A 24,697-nucleotide genomic window follows, 5' to 3' on the forward strand; every position below is an offset into this window, starting at 1 on the left:
GGTCAATTTGTGGTTATTGTTGGGCGCGTTTCCACTTGTTTACGTGCTGATTAGCTCTATACGTTTCTTCTGCGCGGGTCTTTGCCCACGCTACTGCTTATGCCTGATATCATTCACCTGCTTCCCGAATACCTCGCCAACCAGATTGCGGCCGGCGAGGTGGTGCAGCGTCCCGCCTCGGTGGTGAAGGAGCTGCTGGAAAATGCCGTTGACGCCGGTGCCACCCAAATTCAACTTATTGTAAAAGAGGCCGGCAAGCAGCTGGTGCAAGTGGTCGATAACGGGGCCGGCATGAGCCCCACCGACGCCCGCATGAGCCTGGAGCGCCACGCCACCAGCAAAATCCGCTCGACCGAAGATTTATTTAAAATCCGCACGCTCGGCTTTCGGGGCGAGGCGCTGGCCAGCATCGCGGCCGTGGCGCAGGTCGAAATCCGCACCAAGCAGCCCGACCAGGACACCGGCACGCTCATTCTGGTCGAGGGCTCGCAAATCACCAGCCAGCAGCCCACCGCCTGCCCGGACGGTACCAGCATCGCGGTCAAAAACCTGTTTTTCAACGTGCCCGCCCGGCGCAACTTCCTCAAGAGCAACGCCGTGGAAATGCGGCACATTCTGGATGAGTTTCAGCACGTGGCGCTGGCCAATCCGCAGATTGCCTTTTCGCTGTATCAGAATGAGCTGGAAGTGTTTGGGCTGCCCGCCGGCAAGCTCAGCCAGCGCATTGTGGCGCTGCTGGGCAACGGGTATAAGGAGCAGCTGGCGGCTTGCGAGGAGGTAACACATTCCATCTCGGTGCGCGGCTTCGTGGGCAAGCCGGAGTCGAGCAAGAAAAGCCGGGGCGACCAGTTTTTTTTCGTGAATAACCGCTTCATTCGCTCGGCCTACCTCAACCATGCTGTGCTGGCAGCTTACGAAGGCCTGCTGGCCCGCGACACGCATCCGTTCTACGTGCTGTTTCTGGAGCTCGACCCCAAGGCCATTGACATCAACGTGCACCCGACCAAGACGGAAATCAAGTTCGAGGACGAGAAAACCGTGTACGCCGTAGTGCGCGCCGCCGTGAAGCAGAGCCTGGGCCTGCACAACATTGCGCCCTCACTGGACTTCGACGGCGACGTGAATTTTGCGCCCATCCGACCGCTGCGGGCCGGCAAGGGCCTCGGCGGCATTCCCACCGAGGTCGACGACCACCTGCCCGCCGCCACGCCGCTGGCCCGCGCCGCCAACTCCGACGGCTACCGCCCCGACGACCTGGCCGCCGCTACCCGCACCGCCAGCAGCTCCGGCTTCTCAAGTTTCAACGCCGACACCCGCCGCGACGGCTTCGAGCGCCAGGTGCCGCCGCGCCCCACCGAGCAGGCCCGCCGCGAGCTCGAGGCTTTCTACCGCGAATTGGGCCAGCCCGTGCGCGAAACCGCGAGCATCGACGCCGTCACGGTTCGCAGCTTCGAAACGCCAACGCCGGCCGCACCGGCAGAAACTTTTGCTGCTGGTTTTACTGCACGAGACGTTGCGACAAGCAGTCCGAATGAGCTTTCACTGGGCCTGGCTTTGCCTGAAGTGCCTGCCAGCCGGACTACACCGGCCCGCGAGGGCGGCGCCGGCAGCCGTGCCGTGCAGGTGCAGCAACGCTTCGTGCTGGTGCCCGTGAAGTCGGGCGTGCTGCTGATTGACCAGGAAGCGGCCCGCGAGCGGATTCTGTATGAGCAGTATCGGCAGGAGTTGGGCCGGGCCGTGGGCACGTCGCAAACGCTACTGTTTCCGCGCACGGTCACATTTTCGCCGGCCGATTTTGCCGTGCTGCGCGAGCTCACTGAGCCGCTGCACGCGCTGGGCTTCATCTTTAATGAGTTCGGGCCAAGCACCATTGCCGTAGAAGCCATTCCGGCCGGCATGCCCGCGCAGGACGAGAAAGAGTTGCTGGAAAGCCTCATTGAGCAGTTTCGCACCACTGCCGGCCCGCTCAAGCTCGACCAGAGCGAGAGCTTGGCCCGCGCCCTGGCCCGGCGCGTAGCCGCTGGCACGGCCGCCGCCCGTTTGCCCGAATCCGAGCTCAATGCGCTGGCCGACCGCCTCTTCGCCTGCCAAACCCCCGGCTATACCCCCGACGGCCGCAAAACCCTCGTACTCCTCGATGGCCAGCAGCTGGCCGATTTCTTCCGTAAATAGGGCGGTTTGTAGAGACGCATATTTGCGTCTCGGCGCTCGCACCGTTGAATGCCGAGACGCAATTGTGCGTCTCTACCGTCGGCGCACAACCGCCGTACTAGCTTTGCGCCCACTACTTTCAATCGCTCGCCCACTGTGCGAGGGCGTTTTCCCAAAGCATGTTCAATCTCACTCCCACAGTTCGTAATTTGTTGATTGCGAACGTTCTGTTTCTGGTTGCCCAGCAGAGCCTGTTGCCACTCATTACCCAGGTCGGCAGCTTATACCCCATCGGTTCGCCGTACTTTTTCCCCTGGCAGTTCTTTACCTATATGTTCTTGCATGCCGGCTGGGGCCATTTGATTTCCAACATGTTTGGCCTGATTTCCTTCGGGCCGCTGCTGGAGCAGCGCTGGGGCGCGTCGCGCTTCCTCACCTTCTGGCTGATTTGCGGCGTGGGGGCCGGCTTGCTCTACGAAGGTGTGCGCGGCTACGAGATGCACAAGATGGAAGTGGCGCGGCAGGAGTTTCACCAGTCGCCCACCGGAGGGGATTTTGCCAATTTCTTCCGTTCATACTTCCCCGATGCCACCGGCTACGAGAGCCTAGCCGGCGCACTGGAGCGCAACCCGCAAAACGCGGAGTACATCAATGCCGCCACCCACGCCGTGGACGGGGCCGTCATCGAAACCCGCAATTCACCCAACGGCGGCATGCTGGGCGCTTCGGGGGCGCTATTCGGCATCCTGTTCGCTTTCGCCTACCTCTTTCCCAATACGGAGCTGATGCTACTGCTCTTTCCGTTTCCCATCAAAGCGAAGTATTTTGTGTTCCTCTACGCCTTGTACGAGTTGTACAACGGCGTGCACCGCACGCCCGGCGACAACGTGGCCCATTTTGCCCATCTTGGCGGCTTGCTGATTGGTTTTATCGTCCTCAAATTCTGGGAGCAGGGCCGGGAACGGTTTTATTAGGGATTGGTTGTTAATATAAAATATAACCGGGCCGCCCCGGCGGCAAATCCGTTTAATTCGTAGCATCTGTTTACTTCCCGATACGTGCCATGAGCATCGTTCAAGACATCCGCACTGCCTTCAGCCGCCGCGACAATGCCCTCATGCAGCTCATCATGCTCAATGTGCTGGTGTTTGCGGGCCTGATTGTGGTGCAGGCCGTGATGACCATTACCAGCAGCAGCGGGTATTTCCCGTTGTTGCTGCGCCAGTTTGAACTGTCGTCGGCGCTGCCGGAATTCATTCGCCACCCCTGGACCGTCCTCACCTACGCTTTCACGCACACCACCTACCAGAAAAGCTTCTTCGACGGCCTGCTGCACATCCTGTTCAACATGCTGAACCTGTACTGGTTCGGGCAGCTCATTCGCGAGTACCTCGGCAACCGACGGCTCGTGAGCATCTACATTCTGGGCGCGCTGGCGGGCGCAGCTTTCTTCCTACTCAGCTTCAACCTGATTCCGGCCTTCCAGCCCGGCTTGGGCAGCCCCATGAACGGGGCGTCGGCGGCCGTTTCGGCCATTATCGTAGCAGCCGCTACGCTGCTGCCCGACTACACGTTCATGGTCATCCTCATCGGCCCGGTAAAAATCAAGTGGATTGCGGCCGTCGTGATTCTGCTCTCGCTGGCCGGGCTTAGCGGTGGCAACCCGGGTGGCATGATGGCCCATCTGGGCGGGGCCTTGTTGGGCTTCGTCTTTATCAAGCAGTTGCAGAACGGGCGCGATTTAGGCCGCCCGGTGCAGGCCGTTGGCAACTGGTTCAGCCGCCTCAGCAGCCCGCGCCCCGCCATGCGCGTGAGTAGCAGCACGCGCCGCCCCGAACCCGTGACTGCATCCTCTATGAGCAGCAGCAAGAAGCCCGCTACCCCCGGCCAGCCCTTACAGGACGAAATCGACAGCATTCTGGACAAGATTTCGCGCTCCGGTTACGAGAGCCTTTCCAAGGAAGAAAAGCAGAAGCTCTTCCGCGCCAGCCAGCAGTAGCCGGGCCTATGCGCTGTGCAGCCAGGCTTTGGCCAGCTCCAAATCCTTAAACAGGCGCATTTCGAACTGCTGGCCCACCCGTGTCACCATTTCGGTGGCCGAGGCCTGCCCGAAAATGCCGGGTGAAACAATGTGTGCAAAGCGTTTCAGGCCCATGGCGAGTACCTGCGGCATCCAGTTCTCGGCAATCCAGTCGTTGGCCGCGCTCCATGAGCCGATGACTTCACGGTTGTCGTTCAGCATGTGGGCGCACCGATTTTCCCGCAAAAAATCGATGGTAGCCTGGCAGCCTTGAATAACTTTTTCAGTCGGCAGCACCCCCGTCCAGTTATTGTAAATCCACTGGTTGGCCGCATCAAATTCGATGGTTAAGAACACCTTGTCGAACGAATTGGTTAGGGATTTTTTCATAGGGCAGTGGGCCGAGCGAGGAGTAATATCGCAAAGTAATTATATTTTAAAGCAAATTCGGGTCTGATTTGAGTATGCTTGGTGAGGTAGCTGAAAAAGGAAGGGCTTGAGCTTTGTTGCCATATATTTACCAAGCCCTGATTAGCTACTCCTGATTTTGCCTGCCTCCACATTCTCTGCCGCCCGCATTCTGGCCATTCGCAAAAGCAAAGGCTTTTCGCAGGAACTGCTGGCCGAGCAATCGGGCGTCAGCCTGCGCACCATTCAGCGGGTCGAGCAGGGCGAAACCGTGCCGCGCGGCCATACCATTCAGGCCCTGGCCACTGCCCTCGAAGTTCCACTTGCTGCTCTGCTAACTGCGCCCGCGCCTGTTGCCGAGCCAGCGGTTGGGCTTACCCTTGAGCCCTCACCCGAGCACCCCACGCCGCTGCTGCCGGTTGCACCGACTAGCAGCCCTCAGTTCCCCGCCGAACCGCAGGTGCTCCAATTGCTCAACCTAAGCGCGCTGTGCTTGCTAGTATTTCCGTTCCTTAACCTGCTGGTGCCCTACCTGCTCTGGCGCAAGCATCGCCACGATACCCCGCACGCCGCCGAAGTAGGCCGGAGGGTACTCGGGTTTCAGGTACTGTGGCAGGTGGCCAGCTTCTTCAGCTACCTCATGGTGCTGTTGCTGCAAGCTGCCATGTTCTTTTATTTCGGCGTGATGCTGAAAGGCGTATTTCTCGCCGTTTTTGTGCTCACTTATCTAGTCAACATCGGCACGGTGGGCTACAATCAACTGCGGCTGCGGCAGGGCCGGCTTGATTTATATCCCATCCGGCTATAAGTTGGTGTAAATTACAGCTGTTGATTATCAGTTATTTAAACAATGTGGCGGCAAAATGTCGCCCCAATGGCGCATGGGCTGGGGCAGGAGGCTAGGTAGGTTTGACCCGTCAACCACCGCCACTGCCTGCCCCATGAAAGTCCTTGCCAAAACCTTGCTGGCCATCTTCGTCCTTTTTGCATTAAGTGGCGTTGGCGGCTACTTCTACTTCCGCAAGCAGTTCCAGGCCCCCGCCAACCAGCTTGTCATAACGCAGCTGCCGGCTACTACTCCCTTTGTTTGGGAAGCTGATACCGCCCACCATCTGGCTCACGCGGCGCTGCTGGTGCCCATTAGCGTGCCCGGCTGCCCGCGCACCTGCTACTTGCAGTTCGATACAGGCGCGCCGTACACCCTGCTCAAATCCAACGCTCTGGAAGTACTGCGCGCCAACTTCCCCGCCACCCGTACCGCTTTGCAGGTGCAGTCCGATACAGTTCGCAACTTCCGGTTTACCCTCGGCCCGGCTCAGGTGCAGGCCCGCAAAATCTGGGTGCGGCCCTACGCCAGCGCCGCCCACTTGCCCGCCAACCCCAACGAGCCCTTCGTAATCGGCACACTCGGCACGGACGTCTTCGATGGTCGGGCATTGGTCATCGACTATGCCCAACAGCGCTTATCGCTAGGCAACAGTGCTCCCGACAGCCTGTTGCGCCGCGCCGCCTTCGTGCCTATGAGCTTTAAAGAGCGGCGGGTGCTTCTGCGCGCGGGCTTGCAGGGCCAGCCGCAGGAGCTGATGTTCGACTCCGGTAGCAGTACCTTTGCCCTGCTCACCTCGCAAAGCAACTGGCAGCAAATGGCCCGGCCTGCCGCTACCGCCCAAACCATCCCAGTAAATTCCTGGGGCAAAACCCTGACAGCGCACACCGTAGCTACGGCGGCCACCCTGCAGTTCGACACCGCCACCGTGCCGTTGGGCACTGTCACTTACATTGAGGGCACCACTTTCATGCAGCGCACGCTGACGCGCTTCTCGGGCATGGGCGGTATGCTGGGCAACGCGCCTTTTGGCCGGCACATCGTCATTCTGGATGCGAAGAACAGGCGGTTTGGTTTGGTAAAATAGCTTCGGTACCGCACCGATGAAATGAGCCAAAAACAAAAAGCCCCGCCGGAGTTTCCGGCGAGGCTTTTTAAGCGAGACAGCAATACTTAAGCGGCCGGAGTGGCGCTCATTTTGTCAAGCGCGTCCATCACCTCTTTCACGTGGCCGCGCGAAGTTTCCAGCAACGCTTTCTCTTCGTCGTTGAGCTGCAGCTCAATCACGCGCTCCACGCCGTTTTTGCCGAGGATAACCGGGGCACCGAGGTACACGCCGTTGATGCCGTACTCACCCTGCAACTCCAGGCACACGGGGAACACGCGGCGCTGGTCGCGCACGATGGCTTCCACCATTTGGGCCGCGGCCGCGCCGGGCGCGTACCAGGCCGAGGTGCCCATCAGTTTCACCAGCTCGCCGCCGCCCACGGCGGTGCGCTGCACAATGGCGTCCAGCTTCTCTTTGGAAATCAGCTCCGTAACCGGGATGCCGCCTACGGTGGTGTAGCGGGGCAGGGGCACCATGGTGTCGCCGTGGCCGCCCATGAGCACGGCCTGAATGTCTTTCGGGCTCACGTTCAGGGCCTCGGCCAGGAAGGCGCGGTAGCGGGCCGTGTCCAGGATGCCGGCCATGCCGAATACCTTTTCGCGGGGCAGCTTGGCGGTGAGGTGGGCCTGGTAAGTCATCACGTCGAGCGGGTTGCTCACCACGATGATGATGGCATTGGGCGAGTGGGCCACCACCTGCTCGGTCACCGATTTCACGATGCCAGCGTTGGTGGCAATCAGGTCGTCGCGGCTCATGCCGGGCTTGCGGGGCAGGCCCGAGGTAATCACCACCACGTCCGAACCTGCGGTGCGGGCGTAGTCGTTGGTCACGCCCACGGTGCGCGAGTCGTAGCCGATAATCGGAGCTTTCTGCCAGATATCGAGGGCTTTGCCTTCGGCGATGCCTTCCTTAATGTCAACCAGAATAATTTCGTTGGCAATTTCACGGGTGGCGAGCACATCGGCGCAGGTTGCGCCCACGTTGCCGGCTCCGACTACGGTAACTTTCATAGAAAAAGAATTGGGGGGTTGGAGTTTCGCGGGTAAAAGTACGGACGGGCTGCCGATGCTTCGGTGAAAAAAGGCAAGTTTTTGCCTGGGGCGGAGTTCCGCAGTTAAATCGTTTGCCCGGAAAACCTACATCCGCTGCACCGTGAGTACCCGCTCAGAGGTTTCTTCCACCTTAAACCGGTCATCAACGCGCCAGCCCACCACCCAACAGATTTTGCCATCGGCCGAGGTGAGCACGCGCACGTCGTCTTTCAGATTCAGCGGCACTTTCTGGTCGATGAGGAAGTCGCTGAGTAGCTTTTTGCCCTTCATGCCGAGGGGCATAAACCAGTCGCCTTCCTGCCAGCGGCGCAGCGTGAGCGGAAATTTGATTTTATCGGCATCGAGCGCGGCCGTGCTTTTCGAGCGCGGAATGATGAAGTGCCGGGCGTCGTCGTGCAGTTCGGCTTTCAGGCGCATGCCATCGGCCAGCAAGTCGGTCTGGCCCGCCGCCAATTGGAACGTGCCAAACTGCGAAGTGCGGCGCGGCGTGATAACCAGGTTTTCCCGGTCCTTCACCAGCCGGTGCGTGGGCGAGTCGAACCGCCGGCCGCTCTCGCCACCGAAAGCCGCTACAATGTCCTTCACTACCAGCCACGAAAACCCGAACGGCCGCAGAATCTCGTGCAGCACCAGCGCCGTGGCGGCCGTTTTTTGCAGCGTGCTGATATTTAAATAAGTTACCTCGGCTTCGTCGCGGCGGGCCTGGGCGGCGGTTTCCTCCACGTATCGGCGCACAATTTCCTCGGCCCCGCCCACGCGCTCGGCGGTTGCGTGCATGGTCTGGTCGAGGTTGGGGTTGATTTCGCGCAGCACGGGCAGCACCTCGTGGCGCAGCAGGTTGCGCTGGTACACGGGGCTGTCGTTGCTGTCGTCTTCGCGCCAGCGCAGGCCGCGCTCCACTAGGTAGTCGTGCAGGTCGTCGCGCCCCAGCCCCAGCAGCGGCCGGATGACGAAGCCATTTTTGGCTTGAATGCCATGCAGCCCCGCCAGTCCGGTACCGTGCGTGAGGTTGAGAATCATGGTTTCGGCCTGGTCGCGCTGGTGGTGGGCGGTGGCGATGTAAGCCAGCCCCTGCGCCTGCCGCACCTGTTCAAACCAGCGGTAGCGCAGGAAGCGGGCCGCCATCTGGGTCGAGATGCCTTCCTGCTCGGCGTAGGCTTTGGTCTGGAAAAACTCGGCGAAGTAGGGGAGGCCGTACTGCTTGGCCAGCTTGCGCACAAATTGCTCGTCGGCATCGGCATCTTCGCCCCGCAGGCCGAAGTGGCAGTGCGCCACGGCCACCTGCGCGCCCAGCTTGTGCAGCGCGTCCAGCATCACCACCGAATCGAGCCCGCCGCTTACCGCGACCAGGATGGGGTCGTTTTCGATGGAAAATAGATTGTTTTCTTCGATGAAGCGGCGAACGGATTCCAGCATGATGCAACGGGCAGCCCCATGGGCCAGTATGTACTACGGTGCAAAGATGGCCGTTAGCGCGGCCTCCGTCCGTACCTTTGCGCCCTCAATGGCCGTCTTTCGCGTTTTTTTACTTCTTTGCCTGCTGGTGCCGCTGCTGGGGCAGGCCCAGCGCCCCACACCGCCGGCCACCCGGCCGCCGCAAACTGCCCCGGTGGGTCAGCGTTCCGTCACCAATCCGCCCGCGGCCAACCAACGGCCGGCGCAAGCCAAGGGCTCGCCCATCAAGCTGCTCACGGCCGGCGCGCTGGTGGGCGGCGACTTCGAAGGGGTGAAAATCCGCAAGCTGATTACCAACGTCAGCTTTCAGCAGGACGACGTGTTTCTGTACTGCGACTCGGCCTATCAATACCTGGAGCGTAATCAGGTAGAAGCATTCAGCAACGTGCGCGTGGTGCAGAGCGACACCATGACCATCACCGGCGACCACGGCTTTTACGATGGTGCCCTGCGCACGGCCCGCATGACTGGCAACGTGGTGATGCGCGACCCACGCATGACCCTGACCACGCCCAGCCTCGACTACGACCTGAACCGCAAAACGGCCTCTTACACCGAAACCGGCCACCTCACCGACCCGCAAAACACGCTCGACAGTCAGCAGGGCTTCTACGATACCAATACCAAAGTATTCGTTTTCAAACAGAACGTTCATCTCGTGACGCCCGATTCGGAGCTGAACAACGACACGCTGCGCTACAATACCGTCAGCAAAATTGCCTACTTCAACGGCCCCACGCGCATCAAGGGCAAGCAGGGGAATCTGTACGCCGAAGGCGGCAATTACAACACCAGAACCCGCGTTTCCGACTTCAAGCGCAATGCCAAAATCGACACGCCCAACTACCTGCTGGGCGGCGACCAGTTGGTGTACGATGAGCTGAAGCAGTACGGCGTGGCGCGGGGGCACGTCTCGCTCACCTCTAAAAAGGACAACCTGGTGCTGCGCGGCGATGCCGGCCGGTACTGGCGCGCCCTGGGCCGCACCAAGCTCTACGGCGGCCGGCCCGTAGTGCGCAACATCGGCAGCCAGAAAGACACGCTCTACATGGCCGCCGATACGCTTATCAGCATCGAGGCCCGGCCCGGCCAGACCACCACGCGCACCATCCTCTACGCCTACCCGAAGGTGCAGATTTTCCGGGGCAACATGCAGGGAGTATGCGACTCGCTGACCTACGACCGGCAGGACAGCATCATCTACATGAACCGCAGCCCGGTGCTGTGGCAGGCCAAAAACCAGCTTACTGCCGACTCCATCCAGATTCGCTCGAAGCGCGGCAAGGTGGACGAGATGCGGCTCTATTCCAACGCGTTTGCCGTGAATCAGGATACGCTCCTGAACTTTAACCAAACCAAGGGTCGCAATATGATGGCCTACTTCCGCGACAATAAAATGCGGCGCGTGGATGTGCTCGGCAACGCCGAAAGCATCTTCTACGCCCTCGACGGCGACACTGTGACTACCGGTATGAACCGCGTGCTCTCGGCCAACATGCGCTTGCTGTTCCTTGATAACAAGCTCAATAAGATATCCGTCCTCTCCAATCCCGAGGCCAAATTCATTCCGCCCCACGAGCTCAAGCCCGATGACGAGCGTCTGAAAGGCTACCAGTGGCGCGCCAAGGAACGGCCCACCCGCCGCCAAGTGTTGGGCAAGCAGTTCGACGACCGTCCCAAAAAGAAAGTCGTGAAAAAGAAAGAGGTGAAGAAAACCACCGCTCCTGCCACCAAAACCACCAAATCAAAGGCGAAAACGCCTGCCAAAACCACCAGACCCAAGCCCGCCGCCCCGGCCCAACCTGCCAGGCCAGCCACCAAACCCGCTATTTCCGCCCCGGCCAAGCCGGCGGCCGTGGCCAATCCCAAGTAGCGCTAGCTGCAACCTTTAGCCCACTGCCGGGCCTCTTGCTGGCAGCCGGGCCTGCCCGGGCCGCCGGCTGGCTTGCCTCCGCCGGCTCAAATCGTTACCTTTGCACCCCTTATGCCGATTTCCCGCCTCACGGTTCTGTTTCTGCTCGTTAGTACGCTCATTCTGGGCTCCTGCGCCAGTGGCTACCAACGCCTGCTGAAAAGCACCGACGTCAATAAAAAGTACGAAGCCGCCGTCAAGTACTACGACAAAGGCGACTTCTTCCGGGCCGGCACGCTGCTCGAAGACCTCATTCCGCTGCTGAAAGGCCGCCCCGAGGCTGAAAAAGCCCAGTTCTACTTCGCCAATACCAATTACAAGCAGCGCAACTACGTGCTGAGTGCGTTTTATTTCAAGTCGTTCACCGACACGTACCCCAACTCGGAGTACGCCGAGGAGGCCGCGTATTTGCACGCCAAGTCATTGTTTCTTGACTCGCCGAGCTACGAGCTCGACCAGACCAACACCATATCGGCCCTCGAATCCATTCAGGATTTCCTGAACCGCTACCCCGAAAGCAAGTTCAAGGCCGAGACCGAGAACATGTCGCAGGAGCTCCAGCGCAAGCTGGAAAACAAGGCGTTTGAAAGCGCCCGCCTCTACTATCAGCTGCGCTACAACCAGGCCGCCGTGGTGGCCCTCACCAATTTTCAACTGAACTACCCGGCCTCGGCTTATGCCGAGCAGGCCTCTTTTCTGCGCCTGAGCGCCCAATATGCCTGGGCCAAGGAAAGCATCGAATCGAAGCAGCGGGAGCGTTATCTGGACGCGGTAAACTTTTACCAACAGTTTCTGGATACTTACCCGAAGAGCAAGAGCCTGAAAGCCGCGCAGGATATGTACGATTTCAGCCAGGCCGAGATTGTTCGCCTGAAGGCCATACCCACGGCCGCCGCCAATTAATTAGTCACTAAATCAGCCCATGAAACCCAATCCCAACACCCCGTCGAGCTCCATCATCACGCGCAACGTGGCCGACATCACCGGCGAAAACGGCAACGTGTACGAGGCCATTGCCGTGATTTCGAAGCGCGCCAACCAACTGTCGGTGAAGCTGAAAGAAGAGCTGAACGACCGCCTCGCCGAGTTCGCTTCCACGGTTGATAACCTGGAAGAAGTGTTCGAAAACCGCGAGCAAATCGAAGTTTCCAAGCAGTACGAGCGCATGCCCAAGCCCACCAGCTTGGCCATCGAGGAGTTCCTGCAAGGCAAAATCTACTATTCCACGCCCGCACCCGAAGAGGTGCCGGTGCCCCGCGAGCTGTTCTAAAGAATGGTCATTCCGAGCGCAGCGAGGAAACTGAGGATGGAAGCTGCCTAAGTTTGCTAAAATTCAGATTCCTCACTGCGTTCGGAATGACAACTAATTCTTCCCTGGCTGGTCGGCGCATCCTGCTGGGTGTCAGCGGTAGCATTGCCGCCTATAAAGCCGCCCCGCTCACGCGCCTGCTCATCAAGGCCGGCGCCGAAGTGCAGGTCATTCTCACCGAAGCCGCCACGGCTTTCGTGACGCCCCTCACGCTGGGCACCCTCTCCAAAAAGCCCGTCCTGACGGGCTTTTTGCGTGATGCGGCGGCCGGCGAATGGCACAACCACGTCGAGCTGGGCCTCTGGGCTGATGCGCTGCTAATTGCGCCCGCCAGCGCCAACACCATCGGACAGCTAGCCAATGGCCTGTGCCCCAATTTGCTGTGTGCCGTGTATCTGTCGGCTCGCTGCCCGGTGTTTCTGGCCCCCGCAATGGATTTGGACATGTTTGCCCATCCGGCCGTGACGCAGAACCTGGCGCGGCTGCGCTCCTTCGGCAACCACGTTTTTGACTCGCCCAGCGGTGAATTAGCCAGCGGCCTCAGCGGCCAGGGCCGCATGCTGGAGCCGGAAGACATTGTGGCGGAAATGGAGCGCTACTTTGGTGGCATTGCGTCCGAATAAGCGTAATGCTTCGACTACGCTTAGCATTACGTTCTTTGGGTTCGTTTTCCCTCAATCCACATTAGATAGTTGATGCACGTTCTCCTCACGGCCGGCCCCACCTACGAACCGCTCGACCCCGTCCGCTTCCTCGGCAACCGCTCAACGGGCAAAATGGGCTATGCGCTGGCCGAAGCCTTTGCCGCGCATGGTGCCGACGTGACGCTGGTGAGCGGCCCCAGCCAGCTGCCGGACCCCGCCAACCCGCGCATCCGCACGGTGCGGGTGGAAACGGCGGCAGAAATGTTTGCCGCGGCGTCTGAAGTAGCGGATAAGGCCGACGTGTGGGTGTTCGCGGCGGCTGTGGCCGACTACCGACCGGCCCACGTGGCCGTCGATAAAATCAAGAAATCAGGCGAAAAGCTGACGCTGGAGCTGGTGAAAAACGTGGACATTGCTGCCACGCTCGGCCAGCGCAAGCGGGCTGAACAATTTGCCGTCGGTTTTGCGTTGGAGACTACGAACGAGCTGGCCCACGCCCAGGACAAGCTGCGCCGAAAAAACTTCGACCTCATCGTGCTCAATTCCCTGCGCGACGCGGGCGCGGGTTTCGGCCACGACACCAACAAGGTGACCGTGCTGGATGCCGCCGGCCAAATCGTTAATTTTGAGTTGCAGTCCAAAGCCGACGTGGCCCGCGGACTGGTTAGCCTGATTCTGGCCCCTCTGGCCCCTTCCTCATGATGCGAAAATTCCTCGCGGTGCTGCCCGTATTTGCCCTGCTACTGCTGGCCGGCCCCGCTGCCCGTGCCCAGGAACTGTCGGCCGAAGTGCGCGTATCGACCGAAAACGTGACGATTTCGGACCCCACCATCGTCACGCAGATGCAGAACGACATCCGCACCTTCCTCAACAACCGGGCGTGGACCACCCAAACCTACCGCCCCGAGGAACGAATTCGGCTGAAGATTTTTGTCGGCATCACGGCCATCCCGCAAAATGGCACCTACAACACCACCATGCGCCTGATTTCGACACGCCCGGTGTACGGCACCGGCTACGAAACCAACGTGGTGAGCATCGTGGACCGCAGCTTCAACTTCAATTATTCGCCGCAAAACCCGCTGGATTTTTCGCCCAACAGCTTCGTTTCCAACCTGTCGTCGCTGCTGGGGTATTATGCCTACCTCGTCATCGGCATTGACCGCGACACGTATGCCCGGCTGGGCGGCACGCCGTACTACGAGCTGGCCCGCAACGTGGTCAACTACTCGGCCAACCAGACGCAGACCAACGAAACCGATGAGGGCTGGCGCGGCAGCGGCTCACGCGAGCGTCACTTTATCCTCGACAACCTGACCGACCCGCAGCTCGAAGCCTTCCGCACGGGGTTGTACAGCTATTACCGCCAGGGCATGGACATCTTCATCGAAAAGCCCGAAGAAGCCCGCACCTCGGTAATGGCTGCATTGACAGGCGTGCAGAAAGCCGCCCTCACGCGCCCCGGAACCTTATTTGCCCGGGCCTTTTTCGATGCGAAGTCGGATGAAATTGCCAACATCTTCCGCACCAGTCAGGACCAGCAGCAGAAGCAGCAGCTTGTGACCATGCTCACGGAAGTAGACCCGACGAATTCGGCCAAATATCAAACGGTACTTAAGTAAATTATGAGTTATTAATTATGAATTATGAGTTGCCGCTTGGGTGATTTTCTAATTCATAATTCATAATTCAACACTCATAATTAATTATAATGTTAGTCGATTTACGAATTAATAATTACGCGCTGATTGAGCAATTAGAATTGCGTCCGTCGCCGCTGCTGAATATTATTACGGGCGAAACCGGGGCCGGAAAGTCCATTATGCTGGGCGCTATTGGCCTGTTGCTGGGCAACCGGGCCGATTCGCGCATGCTGTTCGATACCGAGCGCAAATGTGTAATTGAAGGGCAATTTGACATTGCCAATTATCAGCTTCAGGATATTTTCGAGGCCGAGGATTTGGACTACGATACGCACTGCATTTTGCGGCGCGAAATCAGCCCGAATGGCAAGTCGCGGGCTTTTGTGAATGACACGCCGGTGACGCTGGAAGCACTGCGGAAAATCGGCGCTAATCTGATGGATATTCACTCGCAGCACGACACGCTGCTGCTGGGCGACGGCGTTTTTCAGTTGAATTTGCTGGATTTGTACGCCGGACTGGTGCCGCAGCGCACCATGTACAGCCACGCTTTCCGCCAATATCGCAAGCTCGAAACTGACCTGAATGCGCTGGAAAGCCAGGCAGCGCAGGCCAGTAAAGAGCTGGATTATAATAGCTTTCTGCTGAATGAGCTGGAAGAGGCGAAGCTGGACACGGAGGACCAAGACGCGCTGGAGCAGGAGGTGAAGCAACTGGAACACGCCGAGGAAATCAAATACAAGCTGAGCCAAGCGTTACACGGCCTACGCGACAGCGAAACATGCGCCACCGGCAACCTAAAGGAGGCCGTGGGCCTGCTGGGCCAGGTGTCGAGCTACGCCGACAACTTCAAGGACCTGCGTGAGCGCCTGAATAGTTGCCTAATTGAGCTGCACGACATTGCCGACGAGGTAGAAACGGCCGAGCGCCGCACCGAGGGCGACCCCGCCCGCGCCGAGGAGCTGCAGGACCGCCTCAACGTGCTCTACACTCTGCAGCGCAAGCACCAGGCCCGCGACCTGCCCGCGCTAATAGCCGTGCGCGACGAGCTGCGCCAGAAAGTGAGCTCGGTGCTAAATCTGGACAAGGAAATTGCCCGCTTGCGCAAGGATTCGGACGCGGCGCTGGCCGCTGTGACCAAGCAGGGCAACAAGCTGTCGGAAAGCCGGCGCAAGTCGTTTCCGCAGTTTGAGAAGCAACTGGGGCTGCTGCTGGCCGATTTGGGCATGCCCAATGCCCGCATTGTGGTGCAGCACAGCACCGGCGCGCCGGCCACCAGCGGCATCGACGTGGTGAGCATCCTCTTTACGGCCAACAAGGGCGCGCAGCCTCAGACGCTGAGCAAGGCGGCTTCGGGCGGTGAGTTCTCGCGCCTGATGCTGTGCATCAAGTACATGCTGGCCGATAAGACGGCTTTGCCCACCATTGTATTCGACGAAATCGATACTGGTATTTCGGGCGAAATCGCGGTGAAAGTAGGCCGCATGATGCAGCAGATGGCCCAGAAGCACCAGCTCGTGGCCATTTCGCATCTGCCGCAGATGGCGGCGGCCGGCGACGTGCACTACTTCGTGTACAAGGAAGACCGCGCCGACCGCACCGTGAGCCGCATCCGCGAGCTGAACCAGGACGACCGCATCAAGGAAATCGCGCACATGATTGCGGGCGCCAAGCCCAGCGAAAATGCCTTCCAGAGCGCCCGCGAGCTGCTGGCGCTGCGGGGAGAAACGGTGGGGTAGGGTAGGAGGGTGTGGGGGTAGGAGGGTAGGAAGGAATAGCTAACTTGCGCCGGGTTTGGCGGCCTGTGGCCCCTCGTACCCTCCTACCCCCATACCCTCATACCCTAAAAAACATGGCTAATAACCTCCTCGCCGGCAAAGTCGGCATCATTTCCGGCGCTCTTAATGACCAGTCCATTGCCTGGAAAGTGGCCCAGCGGGCGCACGCCGAAGGGGCGCGCTTCGTGCTCACCAACGCGCCGCTGGCCATGCGAATGGGCGAAATCAACAAGCTGAGCGAGGAGTGCAACGCGCCCATCATCCCGGCCGACGCAACTTCGACGGAGGAACTGGAGGCGCTGTTTTCGGGGGCGCAGGATAAGCTGGGCGGCAAGATTGACTTCGTGCTGCACAGCATTGGTATGAGCGCCAACATCCGCAAAAAGAAGCACTACGGCGAGCTGGACTACAAATTCTTTAACCAGACCATCGACGTGTCGGCGCTGTCGTTCCATAAGATGATGGCCGTGGCCGAGAAGCTGGACGCCATGAACGAGTGGGGCAGCATTGTGGCCCTGAGCTACATCGCGGCCCAGCGCGCCTTCCTCGACTACACCGACATGACCCAGGCCAAGGCCATGCTCGAAAGCATTGCCCGCAGCTACGGCCAGCGTTTCGGCAAGCTGAAAAAGGTGCGCGTGAACACCGTGTCGCAGTCGCCCACCAAAACCACAGCTGGCACCGGCATCACCGGTTTCGATGCCTTCTACAACTTCGCTGATATGATGTCGCCGCTGGGCAACGCCCCGGCCGAAGCCTGCGCCGACTACTGCATCTCGCTGTTTTCGGACCTCACGCGCTACGTGACCATGCAGAATCTGATGCACGACGGCGGTTTCAGCACCACCGGCATCTCGGCCGAGATGGTGGACGTGCTGACGAAGGTGTCGGGCATGCAGGAGTAATTCTTCGGCTTAGTTTCTTGCCAAAAAAGCCCGCGCCAACCGGCCGGGCTTTTTTGTGGTTGGTTTAGTAGAAATAACGAGTAAACAGTAGAGACAATTCGGTGTAATTGCGCACCTTATTCAGTGCGACGCCGGCCTGGAAGTTGCGGGGCAGGCCGTGCGAGAGGCTTCCTTGCCACTGCCAGTAAGTTGGCCAATGAGTGGCTTTGGCTGATGCATACACGTTGAATGGCGCCGGAAATGCACTGAACCGCAGCCCAAGCGTGTAGCCATAGCCCGTGCTTGCGGACGAAATATCGGCATCGGTTTGGCGCCAGCGTGCATAGCCGGTGCCCAGAACGAAGGTGGGGAGCCGAACGCCACCGAGGTAGCCGATGTAGACACCCAGGTCGGCGGTGTAGCTGTCGAATGCCGTGTTGGCGGCGGGTGCGCGCAGTTGTTGGTAATCCAGGTTTTCGGTGAGGCTAGGGGCGCGGAAACGCCGAATGGATGGCAGGCCCAGGCCTAGGTGCAGGGCGTGGTTGCGGGCAAAATCCGTTTGGTAGCTGGCAGTGGCCGTGAGCGGCACGCGAGCATAGGCGGAACCGTCCAGCAACACCCTGGCCCCAACTGGAGCATAGCGCACCCCGCTAAGCAAGGACAGTTGCAGCCAGGCCGGGGCAAAGTAGCAAACGGGCGCAGGCTTGAGGTCGACTGCCAGCCGGACAGTGACGGGGGCATTACCGGCCGCTACGCGGAAGCGCCGCGTTGCGTAGCCAATGGATGAAACCGTGAGCGCCACGCTGTCGGATTGTGCAGGAACGGTGAAGGAGAAATAGCCCCGGGCGTCGGAAGATGTCCCGTTGGTAGTGGCCGTTTGCAGCACGGTGACGCCGGGTAGCCCATCACCAGATTTCGCGTCCAGCACCCGGCCGGAAATGGTGGTTTGGCTGAAGGCAAGGGAAGACCACAGGCAGGAGCAGAGAAGCAAGAGTAGTCGCATAAATGCCAATTGAATTATAGCAGTGCCTTTCCGATGCCCGCAGTGGCCTGATTGCACATGTAGAGATGAGAAATGCCGTTACATGGCCGGCAACGATTGCGCAGAAATTCCGTGCTTTCGGCCCGGCCAGCCGCTACGTTTGTGGCATACTTAGCACTGACCCATGAAGAATCTATTGCTGCTGGTGCTCTTGAGTTTCGGCGGGCTGGGCCGGGCCTGGGGCTACGATTTCGTGGTGGCGCAGGATGGCAGCGGGCGGTTCCGCACTGTGCAGGCGGCCTTCGATGCAGTGCCCGATTTCCGGAAAAAGGTCACCACCATTTTCATCAAAAAGGGCACTTACAAGGAAAAGCTGGTGCTGGCCGGTTCCAAGCAACTGGTGAAGCTCATTGGCGAGGACCGGGACCTGACCATTCTAACCTACGACGACTACAACCAGAAGAAGAACATCTTTGGCGAAGACAAAGGCACGTCGGGCTCGGCGAGTTGCTACATCTACGGGACGGATTTTTCGGCCGAGAACCTAACGTTTCAGAATTCGTCGGGGCCGGTGGGGCAGGCGGTGGCGGTGTGGGTTGATGGCGACAAAGCGGCGTTTGTGAACTGCCGGTTTCTGGGCTTTCAGGACACGCTCTACACGTATGGGCGCGGCAGCCGGCAGTTCTACAAGAACTGCTACATCGAAGGCACGGTCGATTTTATCTTCGGCTCCAGCACGGCGTGGTTCGAGGACTGCGAGATTTTCTGCAAGCGCGGCGGGTTCGTCACGGCCGGCAGCACGCCCGACACGGCGCGGTTTGGCTACGTGTTTAGCCATTGCCGCATAACCGGCGATGCGCCGGCGGGCAGCTTTGGGCTGGGCCGGCCCTGGCGGCCCTATGCCAAAACCGTGTACCTGAACTGCGAGCTGGGCGCGATGATTCGGCCCGAAGGCTGGGACCCGTGGGACAAGGAATCGAACAAGAAAACGGCCTATTACGCCGAGTACAAATCGAGCGGGCCCGGTGCCGCGCCGGCTAAGCGTGCGCCGTGGTCGCACCAGCTCACGGATGCGGAAGCGAAGGCTTATACCCGCGACAACGTGCTGCACGGCTGGCAGCCGCTGGCGAATTAACGTGTAGGGTGCGGGGCTTGTCCCCGCCCGCCGTGCGCGCCGAACAACAATTCTGTTCAATGACGGGCGGGGGCAAGCCCCGCACCCTACACTTATGAAACTCCTGCTTCTCGTGTTGCTGGCCGCCACTCCAGCTTTTGCTCAGACGAATTCCATCATCGTGGCCCAGGATGGCACTGGCACCTACCGCACCGTGCAGACCGCCGTAGATGCCGTGCCCAATCAGTCGCAAGCCACGGTGACCATCCGCATCAAGCCTGGTATCTACCGCGAAAAGCTGGTGGTGAATACGCTCAAGACGCATATTAAACTGGTGGGCGAAAATCCCGAAACCACCGTTCTCACCTTCAACGACCACACCGGCGACGCGGGCGGGCACGACACCTATTCCTCGCACTCGGTGCTGGTGCAGGCCAACGATTTTGCCGCCGAGAACCTCACTTTCGAAAACAACGCCGGCTACACTGCCGGTCAGGCCGTGGCCCTGCACGTGGAAGGCGACCGCGCCACGTTCCGCCACTGCCGCGTGGTAGGTAATCAGGACATCCTGTTCCTGGCCGCCGGCCATACCCGCCAGTATTTCCAGGACTGCTACCTCGAAGGCACGACAGATTTTATCTTCGGAGCCAGCACGGCCGTGTTCGACCACTGCGTCATCAAGAGCAAGAAAAACTCCTTCATCACGGCCGCTTCCACGCCGGAGCAGCAACCCTTCGGCTTCGTGTTTCTGAACTGCAAGCTCACCGCCGATACCGCCCTGGCGAAAAAAGTGCACCTCGGCCGGCCCTGGCGGCCCAATGCCAAAGTGGTTTATTTGAACACCGAAATGGGCGGCCACATCGCGCCCGCCGGCTGGGACAACTGGAAGAATCCGGCCAATGAAAAGACGGCGTATTTCGCCGAATACCGCTCCACCGGTCCGGGCGCTAATCCGGCCGGGCGCGTGGCCTGGGCGTACCAGCTCACGCCGAAGGAGGCGAAGGCCTACACGCTGAAGGCGATTTTCGCGGCGGAGGTGCCGTGGGTGCCGGGGCGGTAGTGAGCCGCCTGTCATTGCCGCGTTCCGCTTCGCTCCACTCGCAATGACAGCTAATATCCCCGACTCAAATCCACCAGATTCTCCAGCGGCTGGCCGCTACGCAGGTTTTCCAGGTTGCGCAGCAGAACGTCGACTTTGCTTTCGTCTTCGTGATGCTGGCCGCCGCCGGTGTGCTGGGTGAGCAGCACGTTGGGCAGGGTCCAGAGGGGGCTGTCGGCGGGCAGGGGCTCGATGGCCGTCACGTCGAGCACGGCCCCGCCGAGATAGCCGGCCTGCAGCAGGCGAATGAGGGCGGGCTCGTCGGTGGTATTGCCGCGGCCCACGCTGGCGTAGATGCTGCCCGGGCGCATGGCTGATACCAAATCGGCCGAGAAAAAGCCTTCGGCACTGCCTGGGAGCGTGTTTATCACGATATCGGTTTCGGGCAGCACCGCTTTCAGTTCTTCCTTGGAATGGAGCTGAGCTTCGGGGTGGGTGCGGGCCAGCAATTGCACGGGGCATTCGAAGCCGCTGAGCTGCTGGCGCACGGCCAGCGCGATGGCCCCCGCGCCCAGCACCACCACGCGCTTGCCGCGCAGCAGGCCGGCGCGGTTGCGCACATATGCTCCGCCCACCCACTTTTTCTCGGCCTGCAGCACCGCCAGCTCGCCCAGGTGGCGGTAGAGCGCCAGCAGGCCGCCTACCATGGTTTCGGCGCAGGGCCAGGCAAAAAAATCGCCCATATTGGCCACGGGCAGGGTTAGGTGCAGGTGGCGGTAGCGCTCGAAGCCGGCCGAATCAATCTGCCAGAAGCGCAGCCGGGGCGAAGGGCCGGCCGTCAGCCAGGCGGGCGGCGGGTTGCCGAGCAACACCTCCGCCTCCTGAAAGGCCGGGAATTGGTCTTCGGGGGCTAAATCGTGGCTGAAAGTGACTTCTACGTCGGGCGGAAGCTGCTGCTGAAGGTAGGAGCGGGCCGAGGCGCTAAGGGGCGAATAAACGAAAAGATGCATGAAGGAGCAGCCGGTATGGCCGCAGGTAATTGGCAAGCGTGAATGCCTGAAACGGAACGACGAACAAAATTGCTGACCGGGAGGCGTATTTTTTATGAAGAAATGGTCCGAATGAAGGCAGTTAAGGGCGCGTCCGGGCCACGAAGTAGCGGCCGTGAGGTAACTGGGATAGTTGGATGTAAGGGCAGGCCCTACCGGGTACGCCCCTACATCCACTGACTCCGAAACCGCTCTGATGAATGGTTGTAAGGCTGGCAGTGTGCTAAAAAAGCCGTTTCTTGCGCCCCCAAATTCCCGCTTCTCGGGGTAATTGCGGTGGCCAACCTCACGGGGCGGACCGCGCAATAGCCCTTGCTACTTACTTCATTCTGTGATTCAAACGCTACGTACACTGCTGGTAGTGGCCGTGGTGGGCCTGCTGCCGGGCCTGCCCAGTCCCGCCGGGGCGCAGGGGCGGCCCGCCCGCACTCCGGCGGCAGCCCCGCCCGTCAAAACTATTCTGTTCGTCGGCAACAGCTTTTTTCACGGCAAGTACCAGCCCGTGCTGGCCTACAACGCCGCTCACGTAACGGACGAAAACTACGGCCTGCCCGCCACCGACCCGCGCTGCGAAACCACCACCGGCGAGCCCGTGGTGTGGGGCGGCATCCCCGGCATCTTCCAGCAGTTCACCGAAGAAGCCGGCCTGAGCTACGAAGTGCACTTCGAGGAAATCAACGCCCGGCCGCTGCAATACCACTACGAGCATGCGCTGCCCATCATTCAGCAGCCGCGCTGGCACACAGTGGTGCTACAGGAGCATAGCCAGTGGGCGCTGCCCCCGCGCCACGGCGGCCACCCCGAGCTGTTCCGCGACTACGCTACCCGGCTGGAACGCGCCGTGCACGCGGCCAACCCCGCTGCCAGCGTGTTCCTCTTCCAGACCTGGCCCCGCGCCGACCTCACATACCAGTCCGACAAGCCCTTTACCGGCCTGCCCATCGACTCGATGGCCCAGGAGCTGCACGCCTCCTATTACGATTTGCTGGCCCGGAATTCGGGCTTCAAAAGCATTGCGCCGGCCGGCGATGCCTGGCTGCGCGCCGTGCAGACCGGCGTGGCCCAGCGCAACCCTTACGCGCCCGAGCCCGGCAAAATCGACCTCTGGGCCGAAGACCATTACCACCCCAGCAACTGGGGGGCCTACCTCACCGCCTGCGTGCTGTTTGGCGAAATTACGGGCCACGACCCCCGTGCCCTGGGCGGAACCGAGCAGGCCGCCGCTGCCCTCGGCATCAGCCCGGCCGAGGCCGTGGCCTTACAGCGCATCGCGGCCGAGCAGATTCGGGCTGCTCGCCCCGAGGCATTTGCCGACCAGCCCGCGCCCAAAGCCAAACCCAAGCCCCGCACCCGCAGCTGAAAACAACAAAGCCCGGCCAATGCGGCCGGGCTTTGTTGTTTTCAAGGATTGCGACGCCGTTAGCGGGCGCTTTCGTCGCCATCGACCGGAGCGCTCTGCTTGTGTACTTGGGCGGCTACCAGCGGGTCGGGCATCACTTTGCTGAAGCCCACCTGCACGTTGTTCATCACACCGGCAATGATACGGTGTTCGCCTTTCATGAGGGCTTTGTAGCCTTCTTTGGCCACGTCGGCGGGTTCCATGCCTTGGCCCTCGGCCACGTTTTTGGCCTGCGTCATGTGGGCTTTGTTGAAGAAGTCGGTTTTGGTGACGCCGGGCAGCAGGTTGGTGATGGTGATGTTGCTATCCTTGTTTTCTTCCTGAATCGACTCGACGAAGGAGTTCACGAAGGCTTTGGTACCGTGGTAAACGGCCTGCAGCGGGCCGGGCAGCTCGCCCGCAATGCTGCCCACAAACAGCATCTTGCCTTCGTTGCGGGCTTTGAATTCTTGTAGGTACAGCTTGGCAAACACGACGTAGGCGCCAATATTCAGCTGGATAATGTCCAGCTCACGGTTGATGTCGGTGGTATCGAAGGTGCCGTACTGGCCCTGGCCAGCATCGTTCACCAGCACGTCAATCTGCTGGCCTTTCAGCTTGATTTCGTTGTAGACCTCAAACGGCGCGTCGCGCTGGAACAGGTCTTTGGCAATGGTGGTGACCTGCACGCCGTATTGCTGCCGGATTTCCGACGCGGCTTTGTCGAGCAAGTCGGGCTCCAGCGCTACCAGAATGAGGTTGTATTTGTCCTGCGCGAAACAATTGGCAAGCTCGCGGCCGATGCCGCTGCTGGCCCCGGTGATGAGGGCGGTTTTCGTTTGGTCTGCCATGAGAAAGGATAGGTTGATTAGGGTGGAATAAATCCTAACGAAACCTGCCAAAACCGGGTTATTGTCGGGCTTATAGCTTTTTAGGCCGAAGTTGCAAGAAGCCAGCCGTCTCCGGGTATTACCGACACGCTTACTTTATCGTTGGGCCGTAAGTCGGCTGCCTCCACCCGTGCGCGCACCATCTGCTCTGCCAGGGCCACTTCCACTTCCCAATAGCTGCCCAAAAACCGCACGGCCCGCACCGTGCCCTCAGCTTGCCCGCTGGCAGCCGGCCCCAGCCGTAGCTGTTCAGGTCGCACCAGCAGCGCCGTGTCTTTCCCGAAGCGCTTGCCGGGGAGCAGGGCGCGGCGGCCGGCCCCGTGCACCAGGTTGTAGTCGCCAAACAGGGCGGCCGTGGCCTCATCCACGGGCTGTTGGTAGAGCTGCCGGGGCGTGCCTTGCTGCACCAGCCGGCCCCGGTGCAGCACCAGAATTTCATCGGCCCAGGGCAGCACATCGGTGGCATCGTGCGACACGAGTAGGCAGGTGATGCCCAGCCGCGTGCCCAGCTCCTCGATGATGCCCTGCAACAGGCGTTTGTGCGTGCGGTCGAGGTTGGAGAACGGCTCGTCGAGGAGCAGCAATTGCGGCGCGCCCAGCAGCAGGCGGGCCAGCGCCACCCGCTGCTGTTCGCCGCCGGAGAGCTGGTCGGTGCGGCGCGGCAGCAGGTGGGCAATGCAGCACACGTCGTACACGGCTCGGGCTTCGGGCTCGGGGCGCTTGTTGGCGTAGCGCAGCACCTGCTCCACGCGCAGAAACTGCGGCAAGTCGGACTTTTGGGAAAGGTAGGCCACGCCGGGGTGGCCGGGCACCAGCACCTCCTGTGGCCCGCGCACGCGGCTGCCAAGGGCCTGCACCATGCCGGTGCTGGGCTGGATGAGGCCGGCTATAATTTGAAGCAGCGTGCTTTTGCCGGCTCCGCTTTCGCCGGCCAGCGCCAGCTTCTGCCCCACTTTTTGGGTGAAGCTGATGGGCTGGAGGGCAGTAAAGCCGTTTTCAGTCAGGCTGAGATTGGTGACGGTGAGAATGTCCATGCAGCCGCAAAGAACGGGGCT

General features: G+C 60.5%; 23 protein-coding genes. 16 read left to right on the forward strand and 7 right to left on the reverse strand.

Annotated elements, in window-relative coordinates:
• Positions 1-99: 99 nt before the first annotated feature.
• The 3 genes from mutL to I7X13_RS06440 all read left to right on the forward strand — a co-directional run bounded on the left by mutL (position 100) and on the right by I7X13_RS06440 (position 4,150).
• Entirely contained in the window at positions 100-2,172 is a 2,073-nt protein-coding gene (gene mutL, locus I7X13_RS06430; RefSeq protein ID WP_198074824.1) for a DNA mismatch repair endonuclease MutL, read from the forward strand.
• A gap of 158 nt (positions 2,173-2,330) precedes the next feature.
• Positions 2,331-3,125 (forward strand): rhomboid family intramembrane serine protease, encoded by a 795-nt coding sequence (locus I7X13_RS06435; protein WP_198066868.1) that lies wholly within the window; start codon positions 2,331-2,333, stop codon positions 3,123-3,125.
• Between the two features lie 89 nt (positions 3,126-3,214).
• Positions 3,215-4,150 carry a rhomboid family intramembrane serine protease gene (locus tag I7X13_RS06440; RefSeq protein WP_198066867.1) on the forward strand — a complete coding sequence of 312 codons (936 nt, stop codon included), beginning with the start codon at positions 3,215-3,217 and terminating at the stop codon, positions 4,148-4,150.
• A 6-nt stretch (positions 4,151-4,156) separates the two neighbouring features.
• On the opposite strand, the gene I7X13_RS06445 is transcribed toward I7X13_RS06440, so the two are convergent.
• Complete coding sequence (locus tag I7X13_RS06445; protein WP_198066866.1) at positions 4,157-4,561, reverse strand: hypothetical protein; 405 nt, start codon at positions 4,559-4,561, stop codon at positions 4,157-4,159.
• Between the two features lie 157 nt (positions 4,562-4,718).
• Between I7X13_RS06445 and I7X13_RS06450 the strand changes: the two genes are divergently transcribed.
• Together I7X13_RS06450 and I7X13_RS06455 are read left to right on the forward strand one after the other, a co-directional pair.
• The gene (locus tag I7X13_RS06450) at positions 4,719-5,387 is read left to right on the forward strand and encodes a helix-turn-helix domain-containing protein (protein WP_198074825.1); all 669 of its coding nucleotides are present in this window, start codon (positions 4,719-4,721) and stop codon (positions 5,385-5,387) included.
• A 133-nt stretch (positions 5,388-5,520) separates the two neighbouring features.
• A complete protein-coding gene (locus I7X13_RS06455; RefSeq protein WP_198074826.1) occupies positions 5,521-6,492 on the forward strand; it encodes a hypothetical protein in 972 nt (323 codons plus the stop codon).
• Positions 6,493-6,578: 86 nt separating this feature from the next.
• Here I7X13_RS06455 and mdh read toward each other — a convergent pair whose 3' ends face one another.
• Positions 6,579-7,523 (reverse strand): malate dehydrogenase, encoded by a 945-nt coding sequence (gene mdh, locus I7X13_RS06460; protein ID WP_198074827.1) that lies wholly within the window; start codon positions 7,521-7,523, stop codon positions 6,579-6,581.
• Positions 7,524-7,649: 126 nt separating this feature from the next.
• Positions 7,650-8,981, reverse strand: a complete 1,332-nt coding sequence (gene tilS / locus I7X13_RS06465; RefSeq protein ID WP_198074828.1) for a tRNA lysidine(34) synthetase TilS — start codon at positions 8,979-8,981, stop codon at positions 7,650-7,652.
• A gap of 88 nt (positions 8,982-9,069) precedes the next feature.
• Here tilS and I7X13_RS06470 point away from each other — a divergent pair, with 88 nt between their 5' ends.
• The 8 genes from I7X13_RS06470 (at position 9,070) to I7X13_RS06505 (ending at position 17,211) form a co-directional block, all read left to right on the forward strand.
• On the forward strand, positions 9,070-10,893 hold the full coding sequence (locus tag I7X13_RS06470) for an OstA-like protein (protein ID WP_198074829.1): 1,824 nt from the start codon (positions 9,070-9,072) through the stop codon (positions 10,891-10,893).
• 111 nt (positions 10,894-11,004) lie between these two features.
• Positions 11,005-11,835, forward strand: coding sequence for an outer membrane protein assembly factor BamD (locus I7X13_RS06475; RefSeq protein ID WP_198074830.1), 831 nt, complete (start codon positions 11,005-11,007; stop codon positions 11,833-11,835).
• Between the two features lie 19 nt (positions 11,836-11,854).
• The gene (locus I7X13_RS06480) at positions 11,855-12,202 is read left to right on the forward strand and encodes a DNA-directed RNA polymerase subunit omega (protein WP_198066859.1); all 348 of its coding nucleotides are present in this window, start codon (positions 11,855-11,857) and stop codon (positions 12,200-12,202) included.
• Positions 12,203-12,288: 86 nt separating this feature from the next.
• Positions 12,289-12,864 (forward strand): flavoprotein, encoded by a 576-nt coding sequence (locus I7X13_RS21890; protein ID WP_198074831.1) that lies wholly within the window; start codon positions 12,289-12,291, stop codon positions 12,862-12,864.
• A 72-nt stretch (positions 12,865-12,936) separates the two neighbouring features.
• Complete coding sequence (locus tag I7X13_RS21895) at positions 12,937-13,587, forward strand: phosphopantothenoylcysteine decarboxylase domain-containing protein (protein WP_198074832.1); 651 nt, start codon at positions 12,937-12,939, stop codon at positions 13,585-13,587.
• Positions 13,584-14,507 carry a type IX secretion system protein PorD gene (gene porD, locus I7X13_RS06495; RefSeq protein WP_198074833.1) on the forward strand — a complete coding sequence of 308 codons (924 nt, stop codon included), beginning with the start codon at positions 13,584-13,586 and terminating at the stop codon, positions 14,505-14,507. The genes I7X13_RS21895 and porD overlap by 4 nt, the downstream gene beginning before the upstream one ends.
• An 89-nt stretch (positions 14,508-14,596) precedes the next feature.
• Positions 14,597-16,267, forward strand: a complete 1,671-nt coding sequence (gene recN, locus I7X13_RS06500; protein WP_198066857.1) for a DNA repair protein RecN — start codon at positions 14,597-14,599, stop codon at positions 16,265-16,267.
• Between the two features lie 113 nt (positions 16,268-16,380).
• The gene (locus I7X13_RS06505; protein WP_198066856.1) at positions 16,381-17,211 is read left to right on the forward strand and encodes an enoyl-ACP reductase FabI; all 831 of its coding nucleotides are present in this window, start codon (positions 16,381-16,383) and stop codon (positions 17,209-17,211) included.
• Between the two features lie 64 nt (positions 17,212-17,275).
• On the opposite strand, the gene I7X13_RS06510 is transcribed toward I7X13_RS06505, so the two are convergent.
• A complete protein-coding gene (locus I7X13_RS06510) occupies positions 17,276-18,193 on the reverse strand; it encodes a carboxypeptidase-like regulatory domain-containing protein (protein WP_198074834.1) in 918 nt (305 codons plus the stop codon).
• Positions 18,194-18,356: 163 nt separating this feature from the next.
• On the opposite strand from I7X13_RS06510, the gene I7X13_RS06515 reads away from it, so the two are divergent.
• Both I7X13_RS06515 and I7X13_RS06520 read left to right on the forward strand, forming a co-directional pair.
• Positions 18,357-19,307, forward strand: coding sequence for a pectinesterase family protein (locus I7X13_RS06515; protein WP_198066854.1), 951 nt, complete (start codon positions 18,357-18,359; stop codon positions 19,305-19,307).
• Between the two features lie 94 nt (positions 19,308-19,401).
• Positions 19,402-20,346: a pectinesterase family protein gene (locus tag I7X13_RS06520; protein WP_198074835.1), complete on the forward strand. Its 945-nt coding sequence runs from the start codon at positions 19,402-19,404 to the stop codon at positions 20,344-20,346.
• Between the two features lie 50 nt (positions 20,347-20,396).
• On the opposite strand, the gene I7X13_RS06525 is transcribed toward I7X13_RS06520, so the two are convergent.
• The gene (locus tag I7X13_RS06525) at positions 20,397-21,335 is read right to left on the reverse strand and encodes a D-2-hydroxyacid dehydrogenase (RefSeq protein ID WP_198074836.1); all 939 of its coding nucleotides are present in this window, start codon (positions 21,333-21,335) and stop codon (positions 20,397-20,399) included.
• Between the two features lie 370 nt (positions 21,336-21,705).
• On the opposite strand from I7X13_RS06525, the gene I7X13_RS06530 reads away from it, so the two are divergent.
• Positions 21,706-22,734, forward strand: coding sequence for a hypothetical protein (locus tag I7X13_RS06530; protein WP_198074837.1), 1,029 nt, complete (start codon positions 21,706-21,708; stop codon positions 22,732-22,734).
• Between the two features lie 59 nt (positions 22,735-22,793).
• Here I7X13_RS06530 and I7X13_RS06535 read toward each other — a convergent pair whose 3' ends face one another.
• Together I7X13_RS06535 and I7X13_RS06540 are read right to left on the reverse strand one after the other, a co-directional pair.
• The gene (locus tag I7X13_RS06535; protein WP_198074838.1) at positions 22,794-23,603 is read right to left on the reverse strand and encodes an SDR family NAD(P)-dependent oxidoreductase; all 810 of its coding nucleotides are present in this window, start codon (positions 23,601-23,603) and stop codon (positions 22,794-22,796) included.
• Positions 23,604-23,683: 80 nt separating this feature from the next.
• On the reverse strand, positions 23,684-24,676 hold the full coding sequence (locus I7X13_RS06540) for an ABC transporter ATP-binding protein (RefSeq protein ID WP_198074839.1): 993 nt from the start codon (positions 24,674-24,676) through the stop codon (positions 23,684-23,686).
• Positions 24,677-24,697 lie beyond the last annotated feature (21 nt).

Source organism: Hymenobacter negativus (assembly GCF_016056375.1).
Classification (GTDB): domain Bacteria; phylum Bacteroidota; class Bacteroidia; order Cytophagales; family Hymenobacteraceae; genus Hymenobacter; species Hymenobacter negativus_A.

Bases quoted from the DNA above. Each gene is read 5' to 3' on its own strand.
- mutL (WP_198074824.1), top strand. From the start codon at position 100: ATGCCTGATATCATTCACCTGCTTCCCGAATACCTCGCCAACCAGATT.
- I7X13_RS06435 (WP_198066868.1), top strand. From the start codon at position 2,331: ATGTTCAATCTCACTCCCACAGTTCGTAATTTGTTGATTGCGAACGTT.
- I7X13_RS06440 (WP_198066867.1), top strand. From the start codon at position 3,215: ATGAGCATCGTTCAAGACATCCGCACTGCCTTCAGCCGCCGCGACAAT.
- I7X13_RS06445 (WP_198066866.1), bottom strand. From the start codon at position 4,561: ATGAAAAAATCCCTAACCAATTCGTTCGACAAGGTGTTCTTAACCATC.
- I7X13_RS06455 (WP_198074826.1), top strand. From the start codon at position 5,521: ATGAAAGTCCTTGCCAAAACCTTGCTGGCCATCTTCGTCCTTTTTGCA.
- mdh (WP_198074827.1), bottom strand. From the start codon at position 7,523: ATGAAAGTTACCGTAGTCGGAGCCGGCAACGTGGGCGCAACCTGCGCC.
- tilS (WP_198074828.1), bottom strand. From the start codon at position 8,981: ATGCTGGAATCCGTTCGCCGCTTCATCGAAGAAAACAATCTATTTTCC.
- I7X13_RS06470 (WP_198074829.1), top strand. From the start codon at position 9,070: ATGGCCGTCTTTCGCGTTTTTTTACTTCTTTGCCTGCTGGTGCCGCTG.
- I7X13_RS06475 (WP_198074830.1), top strand. From the start codon at position 11,005: ATGCCGATTTCCCGCCTCACGGTTCTGTTTCTGCTCGTTAGTACGCTC.
- I7X13_RS06480 (WP_198066859.1), top strand. From the start codon at position 11,855: ATGAAACCCAATCCCAACACCCCGTCGAGCTCCATCATCACGCGCAAC.
- I7X13_RS21890 (WP_198074831.1), top strand. From the start codon at position 12,289: ATGACAACTAATTCTTCCCTGGCTGGTCGGCGCATCCTGCTGGGTGTC.
- I7X13_RS21895 (WP_198074832.1), top strand. From the start codon at position 12,937: ATGCACGTTCTCCTCACGGCCGGCCCCACCTACGAACCGCTCGACCCC.
- porD (WP_198074833.1), top strand. From the start codon at position 13,584: ATGATGCGAAAATTCCTCGCGGTGCTGCCCGTATTTGCCCTGCTACTG.
- recN (WP_198066857.1), top strand. From the start codon at position 14,597: ATGTTAGTCGATTTACGAATTAATAATTACGCGCTGATTGAGCAATTA.
- I7X13_RS06505 (WP_198066856.1), top strand. From the start codon at position 16,381: ATGGCTAATAACCTCCTCGCCGGCAAAGTCGGCATCATTTCCGGCGCT.
- I7X13_RS06510 (WP_198074834.1), bottom strand. From the start codon at position 18,193: ATGCGACTACTCTTGCTTCTCTGCTCCTGCCTGTGGTCTTCCCTTGCC.
- I7X13_RS06515 (WP_198066854.1), top strand. From the start codon at position 18,357: ATGAAGAATCTATTGCTGCTGGTGCTCTTGAGTTTCGGCGGGCTGGGC.
- I7X13_RS06520 (WP_198074835.1), top strand. From the start codon at position 19,402: ATGAAACTCCTGCTTCTCGTGTTGCTGGCCGCCACTCCAGCTTTTGCT.
- I7X13_RS06525 (WP_198074836.1), bottom strand. From the start codon at position 21,335: ATGCATCTTTTCGTTTATTCGCCCCTTAGCGCCTCGGCCCGCTCCTAC.
- I7X13_RS06535 (WP_198074838.1), bottom strand. From the start codon at position 23,603: ATGGCAGACCAAACGAAAACCGCCCTCATCACCGGGGCCAGCAGCGGC.
- I7X13_RS06540 (WP_198074839.1), bottom strand. From the start codon at position 24,676: ATGGACATTCTCACCGTCACCAATCTCAGCCTGACTGAAAACGGCTTT.